This is a genomic window from Streptomyces sp. NPDC093094, from assembly GCF_044754345.1.
Taxonomy (GTDB): domain Bacteria; phylum Actinomycetota; class Actinomycetes; order Streptomycetales; family Streptomycetaceae; genus Streptomyces.
The window spans coordinates 196,217-214,248 of sequence record NZ_JBIVOX010000002.1; the positions used below are offsets into that span (position 1 = coordinate 196,217).

An 18,032-nucleotide genomic window follows, 5' to 3' on the forward strand; every position below is an offset into this window, starting at 1 on the left:
CGTATCAGTATGCGGGATACGGGAGCCATATCGGACAAAAAGTGCGCCATACCACTCCGGGCGGCCGATCCGGGCCGCTCGCGGGGCCTTTTCATCAATCATGGTTGCGGGTGGTGACAGCGGCGTGACTCAGTGCAAGGGTGCCCGGCATGACGACGAACGGGGGCTTCGAGCCCGTCTTCTGCACCATCGTCCCGCCCCATGTCCTCGACAAGCTCGCGCAGGCCGAGGATCCCGCGCTCGCCGGGCCCGCCCGCCGGACCCTCCAGCGCGACGCCTTCGAGCGCACCCAGCGCCGCCTGACCACGGTGATCGGCGCCCCGGCCCCGGCCGCGGCCGCCCTCGCCGGGCCCGGCAGCCCGAACCGCACGATCTACGACGCCCGGCACCGCACCGACCTGCCCGGGAAGAAGGTCCGCGCCGAGGGCGACGAGCCCGGCAGGGACGCCACCGTCAACCGCGCGTACGCCGGTCTCGGCGCCACCTACGAGCTGTTCCTGAGCGCCTTCGAACGCGACTCGATCGACGGCTCGGGCCTGCCGATGGACGCCACCGTCCACTACGAGAAGGACTACAACAACGCCTTCTGGAACGGCGAGCAGATGGTGTTCGGCGACGGGGACGGGGAGATCTTCCTCGACTTCACCCTCCCCATCGACGTCATCGGCCACGAACTCGCCCACGGCGTCACCCAGTACACGGCGAACCTCGCCTACTTCGGCCAGTCCGGCGCCCTCAACGAGTCGCTGTCGGACGTCTTCGGCTCGCTGATCAAGCAGCACACCCTCGGCCAGACCGCCGCCGAGGCCGACTGGCTCATCGGCGCGGGCCTGCTCGCCCCGCGGGTGACCGGCACGGCCCTGCGCTCGATGAAGGAGCCGGGCTCGGCGTACGACGACGACGTCCTCGGCAAGGACCCGCAGCCCGGCACGATGGACGACTACGTCCACACCGGCCGGGACAACGGCGGCGTGCACATCAACTCCGGCATCCCCAACCACGCGTTCTACCTGGCGGCCACCGCCCTCGGCGGCCACGCCTGGGAACGCGCGGGCCGGGTCTGGTACGACGTGCTGACCGGCGGCGAACTCACGGAGGACGCCCTGTTCACGGACTTCGCCGGCCTCACCGTCAAGGCGGCCAGGGCCCGCTTCGGCGAGGGCGACGAACTCACGGCCGTCACCAAGGCATGGGAACAGGTGGGCGTGCGCACGCTGTAGTTCCGTACTAGACAGGACCTCATGCGGATTCAGGTGAGACGCACGGGAGGCTTCGCGGGCATCGAGCGGCACGCCGAGGTGGACACCTCGGGACGCCCCGACGCCGCGGAGTGGCAGGCCCTGGCCGGGCGCGTGCTCGCGGACGGCCGGGGCACGCCCCCGATCGGTGTGCCCGACGGGTTCTCCTACGAGATCACGGTGGACGGCACGACCGTGCACTGCGCGGACCCGGGGCTGACCGAGGACCAGCGCACGCTCGTCACGAGGGTGCTCAAGGAAGGCGCGTGACCGGTCGCCGCCGACCCGTTGACTTCCGTTACCGCGGGTACGGATGATCCGGCGCATGGCGACTGAAGCGCGCGACCCGATCCCCCCGTTCCCGGCCGGTTTCCTGTGGGGCGTGTCCACCTCGGCCCACCAGATCGAGGGCGCGGCGGACCTGCGCACCCCGTCCGTCTGGGACACCTTCACGGCCGGGCCGGGACGGGTGAAGGACGGCTCCACGGCCGCGGTGGCCTGCGACCACTACCACCGCTACCGGGAGGACGTGGCGCTGCTGGCCGGGCTGGGCGTGGACGCCTACCGTTTCTCGGTCTCCTGGCCCCGGGTGCTCGCCGACGGCGGCCTCGGCTTCTACGACCGGCTGGTGGACGAGCTGTGCGCGGCGGGGATCCGCCCGGTGCCGACGCTGTTCCACTGGGACCTGCCGGCCGGGCTGGACTGGCTGGAGCGGGACACGGCCGCACGGTTCGCGGAGCACGTGTCGGTCGTGGCCGGGCGGCTCGGCGACCGCGTGGACAAGTGGATCACCCTCAACGAGCCCGCCGAGCACACCCTGCTGGGCCATGCGCTCGGCGTCCACGCCCCCGGCAGGCAGCTCCTCTTCGACGCCCTCCCGGTCGCCCACCACCAGCTCCTCGCCCACGGCCTGGCCGTACGGGCGCTGCGCGCGGCCGGCGCCGCGGACATCGGCATCGCCAACTCCCACGGCCCGACCTGGCCGGCCTCGAAGGAGCAGGCCGACGTCGAGGCGGCGGACCTCTACGACCTGCTGCTCAACCGGCTGTTCGCCGACCCGCTGCTGCTGGGCGCCTACCCCGACGGCCTCGGCGAGCTGATGCCCGGCGACGTCCCCGCCGACCTCAAGATCATCTCCGAGCCCCTGGACTGGTACGGCGTCAACTACTACGCGCCGGCCCGGGTGGGCGCCCCGCAGGGCACCGAGACCTCTTTCGGGGGCGTCCGGATGCCCGCCGAACTCCCCTTCTCCCTGCGCGAGATCGAGGGCGTCCCCACGACCGCCTTCGGCTGGCCGGTCGTCCCGGAGGGCCTGACCGAGCTGCTCACCGGCTTCCACGACCGCTACGGCGACCGGCTCCCGCCCGTCGTCGTCACCGAGAACGGCTGCTCGTACGACGGACTCGACGACCAGGCGCGCATCACCTACCTGGACGGCCACCTCCGCGCCCTGCACCGGGCCGTCGAGGCGGGTGTCGACGTACGCGGGTACTTCGTGTGGTCGCTGCTGGACAACTTCGAGTGGGCGGAGGGCTACACGCAGCGGTTCGGCCTGGTGCACGTCGACCCCGAGACCCAGGAACGCACCCCTAAGGCGTCGTACACCTGGTTCGCGGACATGCTGGGGCAGCAGCGCCTCTAGGGGCGCGGGGAACCACGACGGCGCCGCGGGCCGCCGCCGCACACCGGCCGGGACGGCAAAGGGCGCTACAGCGCCCCCGCCTCGCGCGCCGCGTACACGGACGGGAACAGCGGCCGGAACCCCAGCTCCCGCCGGAGGCGTTCGGTCGAGGTGATCCCGGCCCACGGGTCGGGATCGGCCCGCTCGTACAGCGCGTCCGGCACCTCGGCCCCGTTGAGCAGATGCAGCTCCACCGCCGTGACAGGACTGTCGTCGGCGATGTTGTACACCCGGCCGTCCACGCCCGGCGCGTGCAGCAGCCGCAGCAGCGCCTGCGCCACGTCGGCGTGGTGCACCATCTGGAGCCGCTGGGCCGCGGCCCAGTTCGCGGCCCACCTCAGCGACTGCGCGAGATGCGGATCGCCCTCGCCGTAGACGAAGGTGAGCCGGCCGATCCGCACCCCGGGCCCCTCCAGGGCGAGCAGCCCCTGCTCGGCCTCCAGTTTGGACGCCGTGTAGGCGCCCCACATCTCCCCGCCCGGCTCGCCGGGGTCGTCCTCGGTCAGCGGCCGCCCGCGTCCGGTCCCGTACACCAGTCCGGTGCTCACCTGCACGAACCGCCGTACGCCGGAGGCTGCCGCGGCCCGGCCCAGCGCCAGCGCGGCGTCGCGGTTGACCGCCCACGCCTCCTCGTCGGGCACGCCCCGGAACGCGGCGGCCGCGTTCACCACGGCGTCCGTCCCGGCCACCGCCCTGCCGAGCGCCTCCTCGTCCCGCAGGTCGCCGAGGACGACCTCGGCACCGAGCGCGGCGAAGGGTTCGCCGCGCTCCTGGTCGCGCACCAGGACGCGGACCCTCTCCCCCGGCCGGGACTGGGCGATCAGCCGGGGCACGAAACGCCGTCCGACCTGTCCTGTCGCACCGGTCACCAATGTCAGCACGATGTGCTCCTCTCGTCGCCCACCAGCCTCGGGCGGGCGGCCGGACGGCGGGAGAGACCTCTTGATCAGGGGATCGGCAGTGCCTGGATAAGCGGCCCGGCGTGCCGCAGGCTGGAGGGGTGGACCGCGCCGAACTCGCCGATTTCCTGCGCCGCAGCCGCGGCCGTCTCTCCCCCGCCGACGTGGGGCTGGCGGCGGGTGCCCGCCGCCGCACGCCCGGACTGCGCCGGGAGGAGGTGGCGTCCCTGGCCGGGATGTCGGTGGACTACTACACGCGCCTGGAGCAGTCGCGGGGGCCGCGGCCGTCCCGGCAGATGCTGACGGCGCTGGCGCGGGCGCTCAGGCTGGGCGAGGACGAGCGCGACCATCTGTTCCATCTGACCGGCGAGGAGCCGCCGCGCCGGGACACGGCGTCGGCGTACGTGCGTCCGGGGCTGCTGCTGATCCTGGACCGGCTGCACGACAGCCCGGCGCAGGTGGTGACGGACACCGGGGACGTGCTCGCGCAGAACGCGCTGTCCAAGGCGCTGACGGGGGACGCGGACGGGCGGCCGCCGCGCGAGCGCAATCTGGTCCGCCGTTTCTTCCTGGATCCGGCCACGCGTGAGCTGTTTCCCGAGGAGGACAGGCCGGATCTGGCGCGCGCCCATGTCGCGAGCCTCAGGGCGGTGACGGCGGCCCATCCCGGCGACCGGGAGGCGGCCGCGCTGGTGACCGGGCTGCGGTCCCGCAGCCCGGAGTTCGCCCGGCTGTGGGAGCGGCACGAGGTCGCGGTACGGCGGTCCTCGACGAAGCGGTTCCGGCACCCGGTGGTCGGTCTGCTGGAGCTGGAGTGCGAGACCCTGCTCAGCCCCGACCACCGTCAGTGGCTCGTCGTCCACACGGCCCGCCCGGGCACCGAGGCCCACGACCGGCTGCGGCTGCTGGGCGTCATCGGCCTCCAGGACATGTCGGCCGGACGGCCCTGAGCGGCACGGAGGTCCGGCGGTCCGGCCGGCGCGGAGGCCGAGCCGGCGCGGAGGCCGAGCCGGCCGGGCCGCTTCGGATCCGGTCCTCAGAACCCCAGCCGGCGCAGCTGCTTCGGGTCGCGCTGCCAGTCCTTGGCGACCTTGACGTGCAGGTCCAGGAAGACCGGTGTCCCGAGGAGGGCCTCGATCTGCTTGCGGGACTTGATGCCGACGTCCTTCAGGCGCTTGCCCTTGGGGCCGATGATGATGCCCTTCTGGCTGGGGCGCTCGATGTAGACATTGGCGTGGATGTCGAGGAGCGGCTTGTCGGCGGGGCGGTCCTCGCGCGGGAGCATCTCCTCCACCACCACGGCGATGGAGTGCGGCAGCTCGTCACGGACGCCCTCCAGCGCGGCCTCCCGGATCAGCTCCGCGATCATGATCTGCTCGGGCTCGTCGGTGAGGTCGCCCTCGGGGTAGAGGGCGGGGCCCTCGGGCAGCATCGGGATCAGCAGGTCCGCCAGCAGGTCGACCTGCTTGTTCGCGGTCGCCGACACCGGGACGATCTGCGCCCACTCGATGCCCAGCTCCTTGCCCAGCTGGTCGACGGCGATCAGCTGCTCGGCGAGGGTCTTGGAGTCGACGAGGTCCGTCTTGGTGACGATGGCGACCTTCGGGGACTTCCTGATCCCCGCCAGCTCCTTGGCGATGAAGCGGTCACCGGGGCCGATCTTCTCGTTCGCCGGGAGGCAGAAGCCGATCACGTCGACCTCGGCCCAGGTCGTACGGACCACGTCGTTCAGCCGTTCGCCCAGCAGGGTGCGCGGCTTGTGCAGGCCGGGGGTGTCGACCAGGATCAGCTGGGCGTCCGGCCGGTGCACGATGCCCCGCACGGTGTGCCGGGTGGTCTGCGGCTGGTCGGCGGTGATCGCCACCTTCTGCCCGACCAGAGCGTTCGTGAGGGTGGACTTGCCCGCGTTGGGGCGGCCCACGAAGCACGCGAAACCGGCCCGGTGGACCGCTTCGGCCGGCTGTTCGGATGACTGGGTGCGAACGCTCATGCCGCCCATTCTCCCTGATCCCCGGAGCCCCGCCGCACCAGGCGCCGCACGGTGAGTTCCCGGAAACCCGGCGGCAACGAAACGTCACGGAAACACACCCGTACGCGACCGGAAACCGCAAGCGGTGAATCTCTGACGCAACCCCCCACCCGTTGGAGACGACCGTGACTCTTGCCGCAGCGCACGTCGACACCGGCGACACCGCCTGGCTGCTCGCCGCGACCGCCCTGGTTCTGCTGATGACCCCGGGGCTGGCCCTGTTCTACGGCGGCATGGTCCGCACGAAGAGCGTCCTCAACATGCTGATGATGAGTTTCGTGTCGATCGCGCTGGTCACCGTGGTGTGGCTGGCGGCCGGCTACTCGCTCGCCTTCGGCGAGGACACGGGCGGCGGTCTCCTCGGCGGCCTGGACCATCTCGGCATGTCCGGCATCACACCGGACAGCGTGCAGGGCACGGTCCCGACCCTGCTGTTCGCCACGTTCCAGCTCACCTTCGCGGTCGTCACGGCGGCTCTGGTCAGCGGCGCGGTCGCGGACCGGACGAAGTTCGGGGCGTGGCTGGTGTTCGTGCCGGTGTGGACGCTGCTGGTATACGTTCCGGTCGCCCACTGGACGTGGGGGCCTGGCGGCTGGATTCTCGACGGTCTGGGCGCGCTGGACTTCGCGGGCGGTCTGCCCGTGGAGATCACCTCCGGTGCCTCCGGTCTCGCGCTGTGTCTGGTGCTGGGCCCGCGTCTGGGCTTCAAGAAGGACGCGATGCGCCCGCACAACCTGCCGATGGTCGTGCTCGGCGCGGGTCTGCTGTGGTTCGGCTGGTTCGGCTTCAACGCGGGCTCGGCGCTCGGCGCGAACGGCCTCGCGGCGGCCGTGTTCCTCAACACCCTCGCCGCCGGCTGCACCGGCCTGCTGGGCTGGCTCTTCGTCGAGCAGAAGCGCGACGGCCACCCCACCACCCTGGGCGCCGCCTCCGGCGCGGTCGCCGGCCTGGTCGCCATCACCCCGTCCTGCGGCTCGGTGTCCCTGCTCGGCGCGCTCGTCGTCGGACTCGCCGCGGGTGCCGTCTGCTCCTACGCCGTGAGCTGGAAGTTCCGGCTGAACTTCGACGACTCGCTGGACGTGGTGGGGGTGCATCTGGTCGGCGGGATCATCGGCACGCTGCTCATCGGCGTCTTCGCGGTGGACTCCATGACCGGCGGCCCGGAGGGCCTGCTGTACGGGGGCGGGTTCGGGCAGCTCGGCAGGCAGCTGGTGGCCGTCGCCGCGGTCGGGGCGTACGCCTTCGCCGTCACCTACGGGATCGGCAAGCTCATCGACAGGGTGCTGGGCTTCCGGGCGAGCGAGGAGCAGGAGCACACCGGCCTGGACCTTACGGTGCACGCGGAGACCGCATACGATCACGGCGTCCTGGGCCACGGAGCCCCGGTCACCCACTCCGTCGCCCCCACCGCCCAGAAGGTCAGGCCCCAGGGATGAAGCTCATCACCGCGATTGTGAAGCCGTACCGCCTCGACGAGGTGAAGACCGCCCTCCAGGAGCTGGGCGTCCAGGGCCTGACCGTCACCGAGGCGAGCGGCTACGGCCGGCAGCACGGCCACACCGAGGTCTACCGCGGCGCCGAGTACCAGGTCGACCTGGTACCCAAGGTCCGCATCGAGGTCGTCGTCGAGGACGCGGCCGCCGACGACGTCATCGACGCGATCGTGAAGGCCGCCCACACCGGCAAGATCGGCGACGGCAAGGTCTGGGCCCTGCCGGTGGAGACGGTCGTGAGGGTCCGCACCGGCGAACGAGGCCCGGACGCCCTCTGACCACCACACGCCCCCGGCCCCGCGCCCACGGAACTCGCTCAAGCACCAAGACACCCAGGGGCGCGGGGAACTGCGCGACCAGCCACCACGAACCCGCACCCGGTCACCGCCCGAAACCCCACCCCCCAGGGGCGCGGGGAACTGCGCAAACAACCGCCACGAACCCGCACCCGGTCACCACCCGAGGCCCCGCCACCGCCCCGCTCACTCCACGGTGAGAACCGCCCGCACCGTCCCGTCGGCCCCCGCGACCAGCACCGGCGTCCCGGCCCCGCCGAGATCCCGCACCGCGGCCACGTCCGCGTCCGGCACGGACTCCGCCCCGGTCACGACCGCCGCCGCCTCCAGGGACCTCGCCCCGGACGCCACCGCCATCGCGACGGCGGTCCGCAGCGCGCTGAGCTTCAGCGAATCCAGCTCCACCGTCCCGGCGACATACGTACGGCCGGTGTCGTCACGCACGGCCGCGCCCTCGGGCACACCGTTGCGGGCCCGGGCCGAGCGCGCCAGGGTGACGATCTTGCGGTCCTCGGGGTCGAGCGCGTTGCTGTCGGTCATGCACACGAGGATACGTACGCACCCGGACCCCGCCCCGCCACGGGGTACGTCATCCGGGCGGGCGGAACGCTAGGGCCGGTCGAGGCGGAGCCGGTCGGCCCGTGGCAGGCCCGCGACGACCAGGTCGTACGAGTCCTCGACGAGCTCCCGGACCAGACGGTCGGGAAGCTCGCCGTCGGCGGTGACGGTGTTCCAGTGGCGCTTGTTCATGTGGTAGCCGGGGACGACCAGCCCCGGGTGCCGCTCCCGCAGCCGGACGGCGTCGTCGGGGTCGCACTTGAGGTTGACCGTCAGGGGCCGCGCGCCCAGGTCGCTGAGGGCGAAGAGCTTGCCCTGGACCTTGAAGACGGAGATCTCCGGCCGGAACGGGAAGTCCTCCACGGCCGCGTTGAACGACAGGCAGAAGGCGCGCAGCTCCTGGGGCGTCACTCGGGTTCCGTCTCCTCGGTGGGGTCGGCGGGTCCGACCGGCTCGACCAGCACGGTCGCGATCCTGTTGCGGCGGCCCGCCGACGCCTCCGCGGTCAGCCGCAGTTCCCGGCCGTCGGGGAGGCCGACCACGGCGGAGGCACCGGCGATGGGGACCCGGCCGAGGGCCTTGGCGAGCAGGCCGCCGACGGTCTCGACGTCCTCGTCGTCGTACTCCTCCAGGCCGTACAGCTCGCCGAGGTCGGTGATGTCGAGGCGGGCGGTGACGCGGTGGCGGTCCTCGCCGAGGTCCTCGACGGGCGGCAGTTCCCGGTCGTACTCGTCGGTGATCTCACCGACGATCTCCTCCAGGATGTCCTCGATGGTGACGATTCCGGCGGTGCCGCCGTACTCGTCGATGACGACGGCGACGTGGTTGCGCTCCTTCTGCATCTCCCGCAGCAGGTCGCCGGCGTTCTTGGTGTCGGGCACGAAGAACGCGGGCCGCATCGCGGTGGAGACCAGCTCGGACTCGGCGTCGCGGTTGATGTGCGTCTTCCTGGCCATGTCCTTCAGGTACACGATCCCGACGATGTCGTCCTCGCTCTCGCCGGTCACCGGTATCCGGGAGAAACCGGAGCGCAGGGCGAGGGTGAGGGCCTGCCGGATCGTCTTGAACCGCTCGATGACGACCAGGTCGGTGCGCGGGACCATCACCTCGCGCACCAGGGTGTCGCCGAGCTCGAAGACGGAGTGCACCATGCGCCGTTCGTCGTCCTCGATGAGCGACTCCTGCTCGGCGAGGTCCACCAGCGCCCGCAGTTCCGCCTCGGAGGCGAAGGGGCCGCGGCGGAAGCCCTTGCCGGGGGTGAGGGCGTTGCCGAGGAGGATCAGCAGCGACGGGATCGGGCCCATGACCCGGGCGAGGGGCAGCAGGACGTACGCCGCGGCGGTGGCCGTGTTCAGCGGGTGCTGGCGGCCGATGGTGCGCGGGGAGACGCCGACGGCGACGTACGACACGAGGACCATGACCGCGATGGCGACCAGCAGGGCCTGGGCGGTGGAGGAGAACTCCTCCAGGCAGGCGTACGTGACGAGAGCCGCGGCGGCCATCTCGCAGGCGACGCGGACCAGGAGCGCCACATTGAGGTAGCGGGTGGGGTCGGCCGCCACCTGCGCGAGTTTCGCGCTGCCGCGGCGGCCGGACTTCACCGCCTCGTCGGCGCGGAAGCTGGAGACCCGCGCGATGCCGGCCTCCGCGCAGGCGGCGAGCCATGCGACGACGACGAGGAGGATCGCGCCGAGGACGAGTTGCGGACTCATGGCCGCCCTAGGAGACGGTCGGGGCCGGGGACGGGCCGGTCAGGCCCCTCTCCTGCCGCCAGCCGTCCACGATGGCCGCCTGGAGGCCGAACATCTCGGCCTTCTCGTCCGGTTCCTCGTGGTCGTAGCCGAGCAGGTGCAGCACACCGTGGACGGTGAGGAGCTGGAGCTCCTCGTCCATGGTGTGCTGCGTCTCCGCCTCGGCGCCCTGCCTGGTGGCGACCTCCGGGCACAGCACGATGTCGCCGAGCAGGCCCTGCGGGGGCTCGTCGTCGTCCTTGGAGGGCGGGCGCAGCTCGTCCATGGGGAACGACATGACATCGGTGGGCCCGGGCAGGTCCATCCACTGGATGTGCAGCTGTTCCATGGCATCGGCGTCCACGACGATCACCGAGAGCTCGGAGAGCGGGTGGATGCGCATCCGTGCGAGTGCGTAGCGGGCGATGTCGAGGATCGCCTGCTCGTCGACCTCGGTTCCGGATTCGTTGTTGACGTCGATCGACATGGTCCTGCTCGGTCTACTTCCCCTTGTGCCCGGCCTTGCCCCGGCCGCCCTTGTGCGTGCCGTTCTCCGTGCCGTGCTGGCTGTCGTACTGCTCGTACGCGTCGACGATACGGCCCACCAGCTTGTGCCGGACGACATCCTGCGACGACAGCCGGGAGAAGTGGACGTCCTCGACGCCGTCCAGGATGTCCTGGACCTGACGCAGGCCCGACTTGGTGCCGTTGGGCAGGTCGACCTGGGTCACGTCACCCGTGATCACGATCTTCGAGTCGAAGCCGAGGCGGGTGAGGAACATCTTCATCTGTTCGGGGCTGGTGTTCTGGGCCTCGTCGAGAATGATGAAGGCGTCGTTGAGGGTACGGCCGCGCATGTAGGCGAGCGGCGCGACCTCGATCGTCCCGGCGGCCATCAGCCTCGGGATGGAGTCGGGGTCGAGCATGTCGTGCAGCGCGTCGTAGAGCGGGCGCAGGTAGGGGTCGATCTTCTCGTAGAGCGTGCCCGGCAGGAAGCCGAGGCGCTCTCCGGCCTCGACGGCCGGACGGGTCAGGATGATGCGGTTGACCTGCTTGGACTGAAGGGCCTGCACCGCCTTGGCCATGGCGAGATAGGTCTTGCCGGTGCCCGCGGGGCCGATGCCGAAGACGATCGTGTGCTTGTCGATCGCGTCGACGTAGCGCTTCTGGTTGAGCGTCTTGGGGCGGATGGTGCGCCCGCGCGAGGAAAGGATGTTCTGGGTGAGAACCGAGGCCGGGGTCTCCTCCGGGCCTTCGCCGTTCTCGCTCGCCCTCAGCATGGCGATCGAGCGTTCCACTGCGTCCTCCGTCATCGGCTGTCCGGTGCGGAGCACCAGCATCATCTCGTCGAACAGGCGCTGTATCAGGGCGACTTCCGCAGGCTCGCCGACCGCGCTGATCTCGTTTCCCCGGACGTGGATGTCGGCCGCCGGGAAGGCCTTCTCGATCACGCGCAGGAGGGAGTCGCCGGACCCCAGCAAGGTGACCATCGGGTGCTGGGCGGGGACGGTGAACTGCGCTCGTGCCTGCCCCTGCGCAGGGCTGTGAGCTGTGGGTGTCTGAGTCATGGGCCGGCTCTGTAGGCCTGCGTTTCCTCCTCTTCACGGCCGCGTGGCTGAGGGCGGCCTCGCGTCTCCCAGGGTACGACGGTGGACCGTCGACGCCGTAGGGCTTTTCGCGGGCCGGCTCCTACGTGGATCTGCCGAAGCCGATCGTGGGGACGGCCCGGCGCAGGGGCCAGGGGCGCACGCAGTCCCCGGGGACCAGCGGGTCCAGGAACGCGTACCGCCGCAGCGCCGCCGGGTCCTGTCCCTCCAGGGACTGGACCTTGCGCCACCAGGCGGCGACCTCGCTCCAGCCGGGTGCCGACAGCGAGCCGCCGAACTCCTGCACGGACAGTGCCGCCGTCAGCCCGGCGAAGGCCAGCCGGTCCGCGAGGGGCCACCCGGCGAGGGTCCCGGTGACGTACCCGGCGACGAAGACGTCGCCCGCGCCGGTGGGGTCCAGTGCCTCGACGGCGATCGCGGGCACCTCCGCGGTCTCCCCCGTGCGACCGTCCACCGCGTAGGCGCCCTCCGCGCCCAGCGTCACCACGGCGACCGGCACGTGCTCGGTCAGGGCCCGGGCGGCCGCGCGCGGACAGCGGGTGCGCGTGTACCGCATGGCCTCCTCCGCGTTCGGCAGGAACGCCTCGCAGTGCTCCAGGTCGGCCAGCCCGGCGAGGTCCCACCGCCCGGTGTCGTCCCAGCCGACGTCGGCGAACAGCCGGGACCCCTTCGCCGCGGCCTCGGCGACCCAGGGAGCGCGCCGGCCCGGGGTGAGGGAGACGACCGCCGCGCGGGCCCGGGGCGGGCAGTCCGGTGCGGGCTCCTCGGGCGGGGGCTCGTGGCCGTGGGAGACCATCGTGCGCTCGCCCTCGTAGGCCATGGACACGGTGACCGGGGAGTGCCAGCCGGGCACGGTCCGCGACGGCCCGAGGTCGATGCCCTCGCCCTGTTCGAGGGCGTCCCAGCAGTACTCGCCGTAGTGGTCGTCGCCGAACGCCGCCGCGAGGGAGGTGCGCAGACCGAGCCGGGCCAGGGCGGTGGCCATGTTGGCGACGCCGCCGGGGCTGGAGCCCATGCCGCGGGCCCAGGACTCGGTGCCGCGCACGGGCGCGGAGTCGAGCCCGGTGAAGATGATGTCGAGGAAGACGGTGCCGGTGAGGTAGACGTCCCACGGAGGATCGGCGGGCGTGCGCAGCCCGGCGAGCGGGTCGACCTGGGACCGGCGCTGCGGGCCCTCTCCGATGGACACCTCGGACGCGATCACGGTGACGCTCCCTGACGCATGGTGCGGATTCACGCCAGTGTGCACCACTGCGGGCGGAAGAGGTCGGCGCTCGCGGCACCGCGGGTCCGCGCCGTCTGCGTCGTGGCACCCGGTGGCACGTGCCGTGGGGCGGGCCCCCTACCAGCGCGGCACCGCCGGTGTCACCCACCCCGGGTCGGCGGCACGCATCGCCGCCGCGTCGTCGCGCTCGCGCAGCCCGCCGTCGTCTTCGAGCCACCGCCGGTGCAGGAAGGCCAGCCGGTCGCGGTCGAGCTCGACACCGAGGCCGGGGGCGTCGGAGACGGTGACGCGGCCGCCGGTGAAGGGGATGCGTTCGGTGAGGACGTCCTCGGTCTGCCAGGGGTAGTGGGAGTCGCAGGCGTGGTGCAGCGCGGGCACGGTCGCGGCGACCTGGGTCATGGCGGCGAGGCTGATGCCGAGGTGGGTGTTGGAGTGCATGGACACGCCGACGCCGAAGGTGCGGCACACGGCGGCCAGGTGCTGGGTGTTGCGCAGCCCGCCCCAGTAGTGGTGGTCGGACAGCACGATCCGCACGGCGCCGCGGGTGAACGCCTCGGGGATCTCGCCGAAGGTCGTCACGCACATGTTGGTCGCGAGCGGCACATCGGTGCGGGCGGCGACCTCGGCCATCGCGGCGGTGCCGAGGGCCGGGTCCTCCAGGTACTCCAGGACGTCCCGCAGCGCGTCGGCGACCTTCACGGACGTCTCCACCGACCAGGCCCCGTTGGGGTCGAGGCGCAGCGGCCGCCCGGGGAACGCCTCCGCGAGGGCGCGTACGGCGGCGATCTCCTCGTCGGGCGGGAGGACGCCGCCCTTGAGCTTGAACGAGGTGAAGCCGTGGCGTTCGGTGAAGCGGCGGGCCTGTTCGACGATCCCGGCGGGGTCGAGGGCGGCGCCCCAGTCGTCGCGCTCGGCGGCGACGCCCTCCGGGTGCGCGGCCCACCGGTAGAAGAGGTAGGCGCTGTACTCGACGGAGTCGCGCAGTCTGCCGCCCAGCAGGGCGTGCACGGGCAGTCCGAGGACCTTGCCGAGCGCGTCGAGGCAGGCGACCTCGAAGGCGGACACGACGGACAGGCGCAGCTTGTCGGCGGTCTGGACGCCGCGGAGCCCGCCGACGTCGACGGCGTCGTCGACGCGTGAGGCATCCACCGCGACCTCGTCCACGAGTGTGAACAGTCCGTTGAGGTCGTCGACCCGCCGGCCGGTCAGCCGCGCGGCGAGCGGCCGGGCGAGCTCCAGGTACTTGGTGTCGCCGTAGGTCTCCCCGACACCGGTCGTGCCGTCGTCCGTCACCACTTCCACGATCAGGCGGGGGGTGTACGGCTGATGGACGCCCTGGGTGTTGAGCAGCGGCGGGTCGGCGACCAGGACAGGCGTCAGCCGGACCTCGGCGACGATCGGGGCGTGGGGCACGGGGCGCCTCCCAGAGGTTCACATACAGGAACTTCAGACGTGTCACTGAATTGCGTTCGCGCTCTTACCCGTCGGACCGCCCGGCAAACCGGAGTGTGCCCCAGATCACGTCATCCGCCCTCCCGTCGGGTCGCCCCCACTTGATACAAATTGCCCGCGCGTTCCTGTCCGTCGACGGTCGGCGCCCCCTTCCCCCTTTTTTTGTGCCGCTTCTTTCGCATGCCCCGGGAACGCCCGTGTCCGTCCCCCGCACCACACCCTGGCCCGTGCTCGCCCTGTTCACGGCCGGGTATCTCGCCCCGTACCTGCTGCCGACGGTCGTCGGCCGGCTCGACGCCCATCTGCCCGTGACGGCCACCGAGGCCGGCGCCATCGGCAGCGCGCTGCTGCTGAGTTCGGCGACGGCCGGCTTCCTGCTGGCCTCGCTCGTCGAGCGGATCGGCGCCCGCGCCCTCGCCCGCGTCGGACTGGCGCTCGCCGTGCTCGGATACGGCGGTGCCGCACTGACGCACACCGTGGCGGCCGTGGTCGCCGGGGCGGTCGTCGGCGGGTTCGGGTCCGGCGCCGTCACCGCGGTCGCCGCGACCCGGATCGCCGCCGAGAGAGACCCGCACCGCGCCTCCACGCTCGGACTGCTGGGCGTCTCCGCGCTCGCGGGCACGGTCTACCTGACGGTCCCGCATCTGGGACCGGGGCATGGGCAGCCGCTCGCGGCGATCGCGCTGACCGCGCTCGCCGTCTGGCCCCTCAGCGGCCGGCTGCCCGCCGCCGGAGCCGCCCGGCACACCCGGCGCGAACGCACCCCGCTCCCCCGTCCGCGCGCCGGGCTCGTCCTCGTCGCCGCGATGCCGTGCTGGTCGCTCGCGCAGAACGCCCTGTGGGGCGTCAGCGGCCGTATCGGCCTGACCCAGGCCCACCTCACCGAGGCGGCCGTCGGGGCGGTGTTCGCCGTCGCGCTCGGCGCGGGTCTGCTCGGGGTGCTCGGCGCCGGGGCGCTCGGGCCGCGGTTCGGCCGCGCGTGGCCCATCGGCGGGGGCACGCTGCTGATCGCCGGGTGCATCGCGGTGAGCGCGTCCGCCACCGATCTGACGGGCTTCGCGGGCGGCGAGATCGCCTGGAACACCTGCTACCCGATCGTCCTGTCGTACCTGATCGGTCTGGCCGCCTCGCTGGACCCGCGCGGCCGCTGGGCCGTGCTCGTCGGCTCGGCGTCCTCGCTCGGCACGGCCGCGGGCCCGCTGACCGGCAGCGTCCTGTCGGCGCAGGCCGGATTCCCCGCGATGGGCGCGATCCTCGCGGCGGGCCTGGCGGTCGTCGCCGTGCCGATGACGGCGGTCGCCCTGCGGGCGGGCCGGCAGCCGCTCCCGGTCGTCGAGATCCCCCTGGAGACCCCCGCCCCGCGGACCGCCGGAGCCACCCGCGGACGGACCACGACGGCCGCCTAGAACACGGCGGCCGTCCGGAACCCGGCGGCCGTCTAGAACCCGGCGGCCGTCTAGAACTCGTACGCCTCCACCTCGGCGAGGCAGCGTGCGCGGCGGTCCTCGTCGTCCTCCAGGAAGGAGGCGAGGAAGGAGTTGCGGGCCAGCTCGCGCAGCCGCTCCTCGGACAGGCCCAGTTCACGGCGCACGGCGTCGAAGTTGTCCCCGGCGTAGCCGCCGAAGTAGGCGGGGTCGTCGGAGTTCACCGTGCACAGCAGGCCGGCGTCCAGCATCGCGGGCAGCGGGTGCCCGGCAAGGGCGTCCACCGCACGCAGCCGGACGTTGGACAGCGGGCACAGCGTCAGCGGGATCCGCTCGCGGACCAGCCGGGCCACCAGCTCCGGGTCCTCCATGCAGCGCAGCCCGTGGTCGACTCGCTCCACGCCGAGCACGTCCAGCGCCTCGGTGATGTAGGCGGGCGGGCCCTCCTCACCGGCGTGCGCCACCCGCCGCAGCCCGAGCGCGGCGGCGGCCTCGTACACCGCGCGGAACTTCACCGGAGGATGGCCGGCCTCGGCCGAGTCCAGCCCCACGCCGGTGATCCGGTGCAGATACGGCTTCGCCTCGTCCAGTGTCCGCAGCGCCGACCCGGCGGACTCGTCCCGCAGGAAGCACATGATCAGCCGGGTCGAGACACCGTGGTTCTCCTCGCTGCGGCCCAGCGCCCGCCACAGGCCCTCGACGACCGTGCCCATGGGGACGCCGCGCGCGAGGTGGGCCTGCGGGTCGAAGAAGATCTCCGCGTGCCGTACGCCCTGCGCGGCGGCACGGGCGAGGTAGGCGTTCGCGAGGTCCGCGAAGTCCTGCTCGGTGCGCAGCACCGCCGTCAGCGCGTAGTAGAGGTCCAGGAAGGACTGGAGGCCGTCGAAACGGTAGGCCGCGCGGAGCGCCTCGGTGTCCTCGTACGGCAGGGCGACGCCGTTGCGGACGGCGAGCTCGAAGGCCAGCTCGGGTTCAAGAGTGCCTTCGATATGGAGGTGCAGTTCGGCTTTGGGGAGGGGCATCACGGCATCGTACGACCGGTTCGCCATTGTTTCGCAAACGGCATGATCATCTGCGCTTGGGCAGCGGCACCCGCAGCAGATCGTGCGCCACGGTCAGCTCGCCCTCGAACCCGGCCGCACGCGCCTGCCGTTCGAACTCCTCCGGGTCGGAGTAGCGCTGGCTGAAGTGGGTGAGCACCAGATGCCGTACGCCGCCGTCCCGGGCCACGCGCGCGGCCTGACCGGCGGTCAGATGGCCGTGGTCCTGGGCGAGCCGCTCGTCCTCGTCGAGGAACGTCGACTCGATGACCAGCAGGTCGCAGTCCTCGGCGAGCGCGTACGCCCCCTCGCACAGCCGGGTGTCCATGACGAACGCGAACCGCTGCCCGCGGCGCACCTCGCTGACCTCCTCCAGCGCGACTCCGCGCAGGACTCCGTCGCGCTGGATGCGGCCGACGTCCGGACCCTTGATGCCGTGCGCGGCGAGCCGCCCGGGCAGCATGCGGCGGCCGTCGGGCTCGACGAGCCGGTAGCCGAAGGACTCCACGGGGTGGGAGAGCCTGCGGGTCTCCAGCACATAGTCCCGCGTGGCCGCGATCACGCCGTCCCCGGTGACGGGGGCCTCGGTCAGCGGCACGGTCTCGCGGTAGGCGGTGGAGTACCGGAGCCGGTCGAAGAAGTGCTGTCCGGAGCCCGGGTAGTGCGCGGTGACCTCGTGCGGCACCTGGTCGAGGTTGATGCGCTGGATCACCCCGGCGAGCCCCAGGGAGTGGTCGCCGTGGAAATGCGTGACACAGATCCGGTTCAGGTCGTGGGCCGCGACCCCGGCGCGCAGCATCTGGCGCTGCGTGCCCTCGCCGGGGTCGAACAGGAGGCCCTCGCCGTCCCAGCGCAGCAGATACCCGTTGTGGTTGCGCTGCCGGGTCGGGACCTGACTGGCGGTGCCGAGGACCACGAATTCACGTACGGACACGGTGACTTCGCCGATCTAGCCGGGAGGCCACTGCAGACCGCGGCCGCCCAGGACATGGGCGTGGGCGTGCCACACCGTCTGCCCGGCGCCGCTGCCCGTGTTGAAGACGATGCGGTAGCTGTCCAGCTCCTCCGCGTCGGCGACGGCCTGCGCCTCGCGCAGCACGTCGGCGGCGATCTCCGGTTCCGCGGCGGCGAGCCGGGCGGCGTCGGCGTGGTGGACCTTGGGGATCACCAGGACGTGCGTGGGCGCCTGGGGGTTTATGTCCCGGAAGGCGACCGTGGTGTCCGTCTCACGGACGATCGTCGCGGGGACGTGCTTCGCGACGATCTTGCAGAACAGGCAGTCTTCCTGGGGTTCGCCCGCCATCCGGGTGCCTCCTCGTTCCGGTGATCTCTCTCGGGTCGCATCGTATCGCCGTCGTCC

At 72.2% G+C, this 18,032-nt stretch carries 19 protein-coding genes; 7 read left to right on the top strand and 12 right to left on the bottom strand.

Translation table 11 applies throughout. From position 1 onward, the window contains the following. The first annotated feature begins 149 nt into the window (after positions 1–149). Genes ACIQGV_RS03730 through ACIQGV_RS03740 form a run of 3 tightly spaced genes read left to right on the top strand, consistent with a single transcriptional unit; the run spans position 150 to position 2,880 of the window. Positions 150–1,220, top strand: a complete 1,071-nt coding sequence (locus ACIQGV_RS03730; RefSeq protein ID WP_402489959.1) for a M4 family metallopeptidase — start codon at positions 150–152, stop codon at positions 1,218–1,220. A gap of 21 nt (positions 1,221–1,241) precedes the next feature. Beyond that, positions 1,242–1,508, top strand: a complete 267-nt coding sequence (locus ACIQGV_RS03735) for a protealysin inhibitor emfourin (RefSeq protein WP_402489962.1) — start codon at positions 1,242–1,244, stop codon at positions 1,506–1,508. Between the two features lie 55 nt (positions 1,509–1,563). Next, positions 1,564–2,880 (top strand): GH1 family beta-glucosidase, encoded by a 1,317-nt coding sequence (locus ACIQGV_RS03740; RefSeq protein WP_402489965.1) that lies wholly within the window; start codon positions 1,564–1,566, stop codon positions 2,878–2,880. Positions 2,881–2,945: 65 nt separating this feature from the next. On the opposite strand, the gene ACIQGV_RS03745 is transcribed toward ACIQGV_RS03740, so the two are convergent. Further along, on the bottom strand, positions 2,946–3,800 hold the full coding sequence (locus tag ACIQGV_RS03745) for an NAD-dependent epimerase/dehydratase family protein (RefSeq protein WP_402489968.1): 855 nt from the start codon (positions 3,798–3,800) through the stop codon (positions 2,946–2,948). A 119-nt stretch (positions 3,801–3,919) separates the two neighbouring features. Here ACIQGV_RS03745 and ACIQGV_RS03750 point away from each other — a divergent pair, with 119 nt between their 5' ends. Continuing rightward, positions 3,920–4,768, top strand: a complete 849-nt coding sequence (locus tag ACIQGV_RS03750) for a helix-turn-helix transcriptional regulator (RefSeq protein WP_402489971.1) — start codon at positions 3,920–3,922, stop codon at positions 4,766–4,768. 86 nt (positions 4,769–4,854) lie between these two features. Here the strand turns inward: ACIQGV_RS03750 and era are convergent, their stop codons facing one another. Further along, positions 4,855–5,808 carry a GTPase Era gene (gene era, locus ACIQGV_RS03755; RefSeq protein WP_402489974.1) on the bottom strand — a complete coding sequence of 318 codons (954 nt, stop codon included), beginning with the start codon at positions 5,806–5,808 and terminating at the stop codon, positions 4,855–4,857. A gap of 164 nt (positions 5,809–5,972) precedes the next feature. Here era and ACIQGV_RS03760 point away from each other — a divergent pair, with 164 nt between their 5' ends. Both ACIQGV_RS03760 and ACIQGV_RS03765 read left to right on the top strand, forming a co-directional pair. Then, positions 5,973–7,283 (top strand): ammonium transporter, encoded by a 1,311-nt coding sequence (locus ACIQGV_RS03760; protein WP_402489976.1) that lies wholly within the window; start codon positions 5,973–5,975, stop codon positions 7,281–7,283. Beyond that, positions 7,280–7,618 (top strand): P-II family nitrogen regulator, encoded by a 339-nt coding sequence (locus tag ACIQGV_RS03765; RefSeq protein WP_402489978.1) that lies wholly within the window; start codon positions 7,280–7,282, stop codon positions 7,616–7,618. The genes ACIQGV_RS03760 and ACIQGV_RS03765 overlap by 4 nt, the downstream gene beginning before the upstream one ends. A 204-nt stretch (positions 7,619–7,822) precedes the next feature. Here ACIQGV_RS03765 and ACIQGV_RS03770 read toward each other — a convergent pair whose 3' ends face one another. From ACIQGV_RS03770 to ACIQGV_RS03800, 7 genes are all read right to left on the bottom strand, one after another. Next, positions 7,823–8,176, bottom strand: a complete 354-nt coding sequence (locus tag ACIQGV_RS03770; protein WP_402489980.1) for a cytidine deaminase — start codon at positions 8,174–8,176, stop codon at positions 7,823–7,825. Positions 8,177–8,245: 69 nt separating this feature from the next. Beyond that, the gene (locus tag ACIQGV_RS03775; protein WP_402489982.1) at positions 8,246–8,605 is read right to left on the bottom strand and encodes an MmcQ/YjbR family DNA-binding protein; all 360 of its coding nucleotides are present in this window, start codon (positions 8,603–8,605) and stop codon (positions 8,246–8,248) included. Further along, positions 8,602–9,906 carry a hemolysin family protein gene (locus ACIQGV_RS03780; RefSeq protein WP_402489985.1) on the bottom strand — a complete coding sequence of 435 codons (1,305 nt, stop codon included), beginning with the start codon at positions 9,904–9,906 and terminating at the stop codon, positions 8,602–8,604. The genes ACIQGV_RS03775 and ACIQGV_RS03780 overlap by 4 nt, the downstream gene beginning before the upstream one ends. Positions 9,907–9,913: 7 nt before the next feature. After that, entirely contained in the window at positions 9,914–10,411 is a 498-nt protein-coding gene (ybeY, locus tag ACIQGV_RS03785) for an rRNA maturation RNase YbeY (protein WP_402489988.1), read from the bottom strand. 13 nt (positions 10,412–10,424) lie between these two features. Further along, positions 10,425–11,492, bottom strand: coding sequence for a PhoH family protein (locus ACIQGV_RS03790; RefSeq protein WP_402489991.1), 1,068 nt, complete (start codon positions 11,490–11,492; stop codon positions 10,425–10,427). Between the two features lie 121 nt (positions 11,493–11,613). After that, positions 11,614–12,735 carry a carbohydrate kinase family protein gene (locus ACIQGV_RS03795; protein WP_402489994.1) on the bottom strand — a complete coding sequence of 374 codons (1,122 nt, stop codon included), beginning with the start codon at positions 12,733–12,735 and terminating at the stop codon, positions 11,614–11,616. Positions 12,736–12,873: 138 nt separating this feature from the next. Next, positions 12,874–14,169, bottom strand: a complete 1,296-nt coding sequence (locus ACIQGV_RS03800; RefSeq protein WP_402489996.1) for a glucarate dehydratase family protein — start codon at positions 14,167–14,169, stop codon at positions 12,874–12,876. A 236-nt stretch (positions 14,170–14,405) separates the two neighbouring features. Between ACIQGV_RS03800 and ACIQGV_RS03805 the strand changes: the two genes are divergently transcribed. Continuing rightward, positions 14,406–15,614, top strand: coding sequence for an MFS transporter (locus tag ACIQGV_RS03805; RefSeq protein ID WP_402489999.1), 1,209 nt, complete (start codon positions 14,406–14,408; stop codon positions 15,612–15,614). A 50-nt stretch (positions 15,615–15,664) separates the two neighbouring features. On the opposite strand, the gene ACIQGV_RS03810 is transcribed toward ACIQGV_RS03805, so the two are convergent. The 3 genes from ACIQGV_RS03810 to ACIQGV_RS03820 are packed head-to-tail and all read right to left on the bottom strand — an operon-like array spanning position 15,665 to position 17,975. After that, positions 15,665–16,654 carry an adenosine deaminase gene (locus ACIQGV_RS03810; RefSeq protein WP_402490001.1) on the bottom strand — a complete coding sequence of 330 codons (990 nt, stop codon included), beginning with the start codon at positions 16,652–16,654 and terminating at the stop codon, positions 15,665–15,667. Positions 16,655–16,700: 46 nt separating this feature from the next. Then, positions 16,701–17,606 carry a ribonuclease Z gene (locus ACIQGV_RS03815; RefSeq protein WP_402490003.1) on the bottom strand — a complete coding sequence of 302 codons (906 nt, stop codon included), beginning with the start codon at positions 17,604–17,606 and terminating at the stop codon, positions 16,701–16,703. 15 nt (positions 17,607–17,621) lie between these two features. Further along, positions 17,622–17,975 carry a histidine triad nucleotide-binding protein gene (locus tag ACIQGV_RS03820; RefSeq protein ID WP_402490005.1) on the bottom strand — a complete coding sequence of 118 codons (354 nt, stop codon included), beginning with the start codon at positions 17,973–17,975 and terminating at the stop codon, positions 17,622–17,624. Positions 17,976–18,032 lie beyond the last annotated feature (57 nt).

Excerpts from the sequence above, each read along its gene's own strand:
- ACIQGV_RS03730 (WP_402489959.1), top strand. The coding sequence starts at position 150 with ATGACGACGAACGGGGGCTTCGAGCCCGTCTTCTGCACCATCGTCCCG.
- ACIQGV_RS03735 (WP_402489962.1), top strand. The coding sequence starts at position 1,242 with ATGCGGATTCAGGTGAGACGCACGGGAGGCTTCGCGGGCATCGAGCGG.
- ACIQGV_RS03740 (WP_402489965.1), top strand. The coding sequence starts at position 1,564 with ATGGCGACTGAAGCGCGCGACCCGATCCCCCCGTTCCCGGCCGGTTTC.
- era (WP_402489974.1), bottom strand. The coding sequence starts at position 5,808 with ATGAGCGTTCGCACCCAGTCATCCGAACAGCCGGCCGAAGCGGTCCAC.
- ACIQGV_RS03765 (WP_402489978.1), top strand. The coding sequence starts at position 7,280 with ATGAAGCTCATCACCGCGATTGTGAAGCCGTACCGCCTCGACGAGGTG.
- ACIQGV_RS03770 (WP_402489980.1), bottom strand. The coding sequence starts at position 8,176 with ATGACCGACAGCAACGCGCTCGACCCCGAGGACCGCAAGATCGTCACC.
- ACIQGV_RS03780 (WP_402489985.1), bottom strand. The coding sequence starts at position 9,906 with ATGAGTCCGCAACTCGTCCTCGGCGCGATCCTCCTCGTCGTCGTCGCA.
- ybeY (WP_402489988.1), bottom strand. The coding sequence starts at position 10,411 with ATGTCGATCGACGTCAACAACGAATCCGGAACCGAGGTCGACGAGCAG.
- ACIQGV_RS03790 (WP_402489991.1), bottom strand. The coding sequence starts at position 11,492 with ATGACTCAGACACCCACAGCTCACAGCCCTGCGCAGGGGCAGGCACGA.
- ACIQGV_RS03810 (WP_402490001.1), bottom strand. The coding sequence starts at position 16,654 with ATGCCCCTCCCCAAAGCCGAACTGCACCTCCATATCGAAGGCACTCTT.
- ACIQGV_RS03820 (WP_402490005.1), bottom strand. The coding sequence starts at position 17,975 with ATGGCGGGCGAACCCCAGGAAGACTGCCTGTTCTGCAAGATCGTCGCG.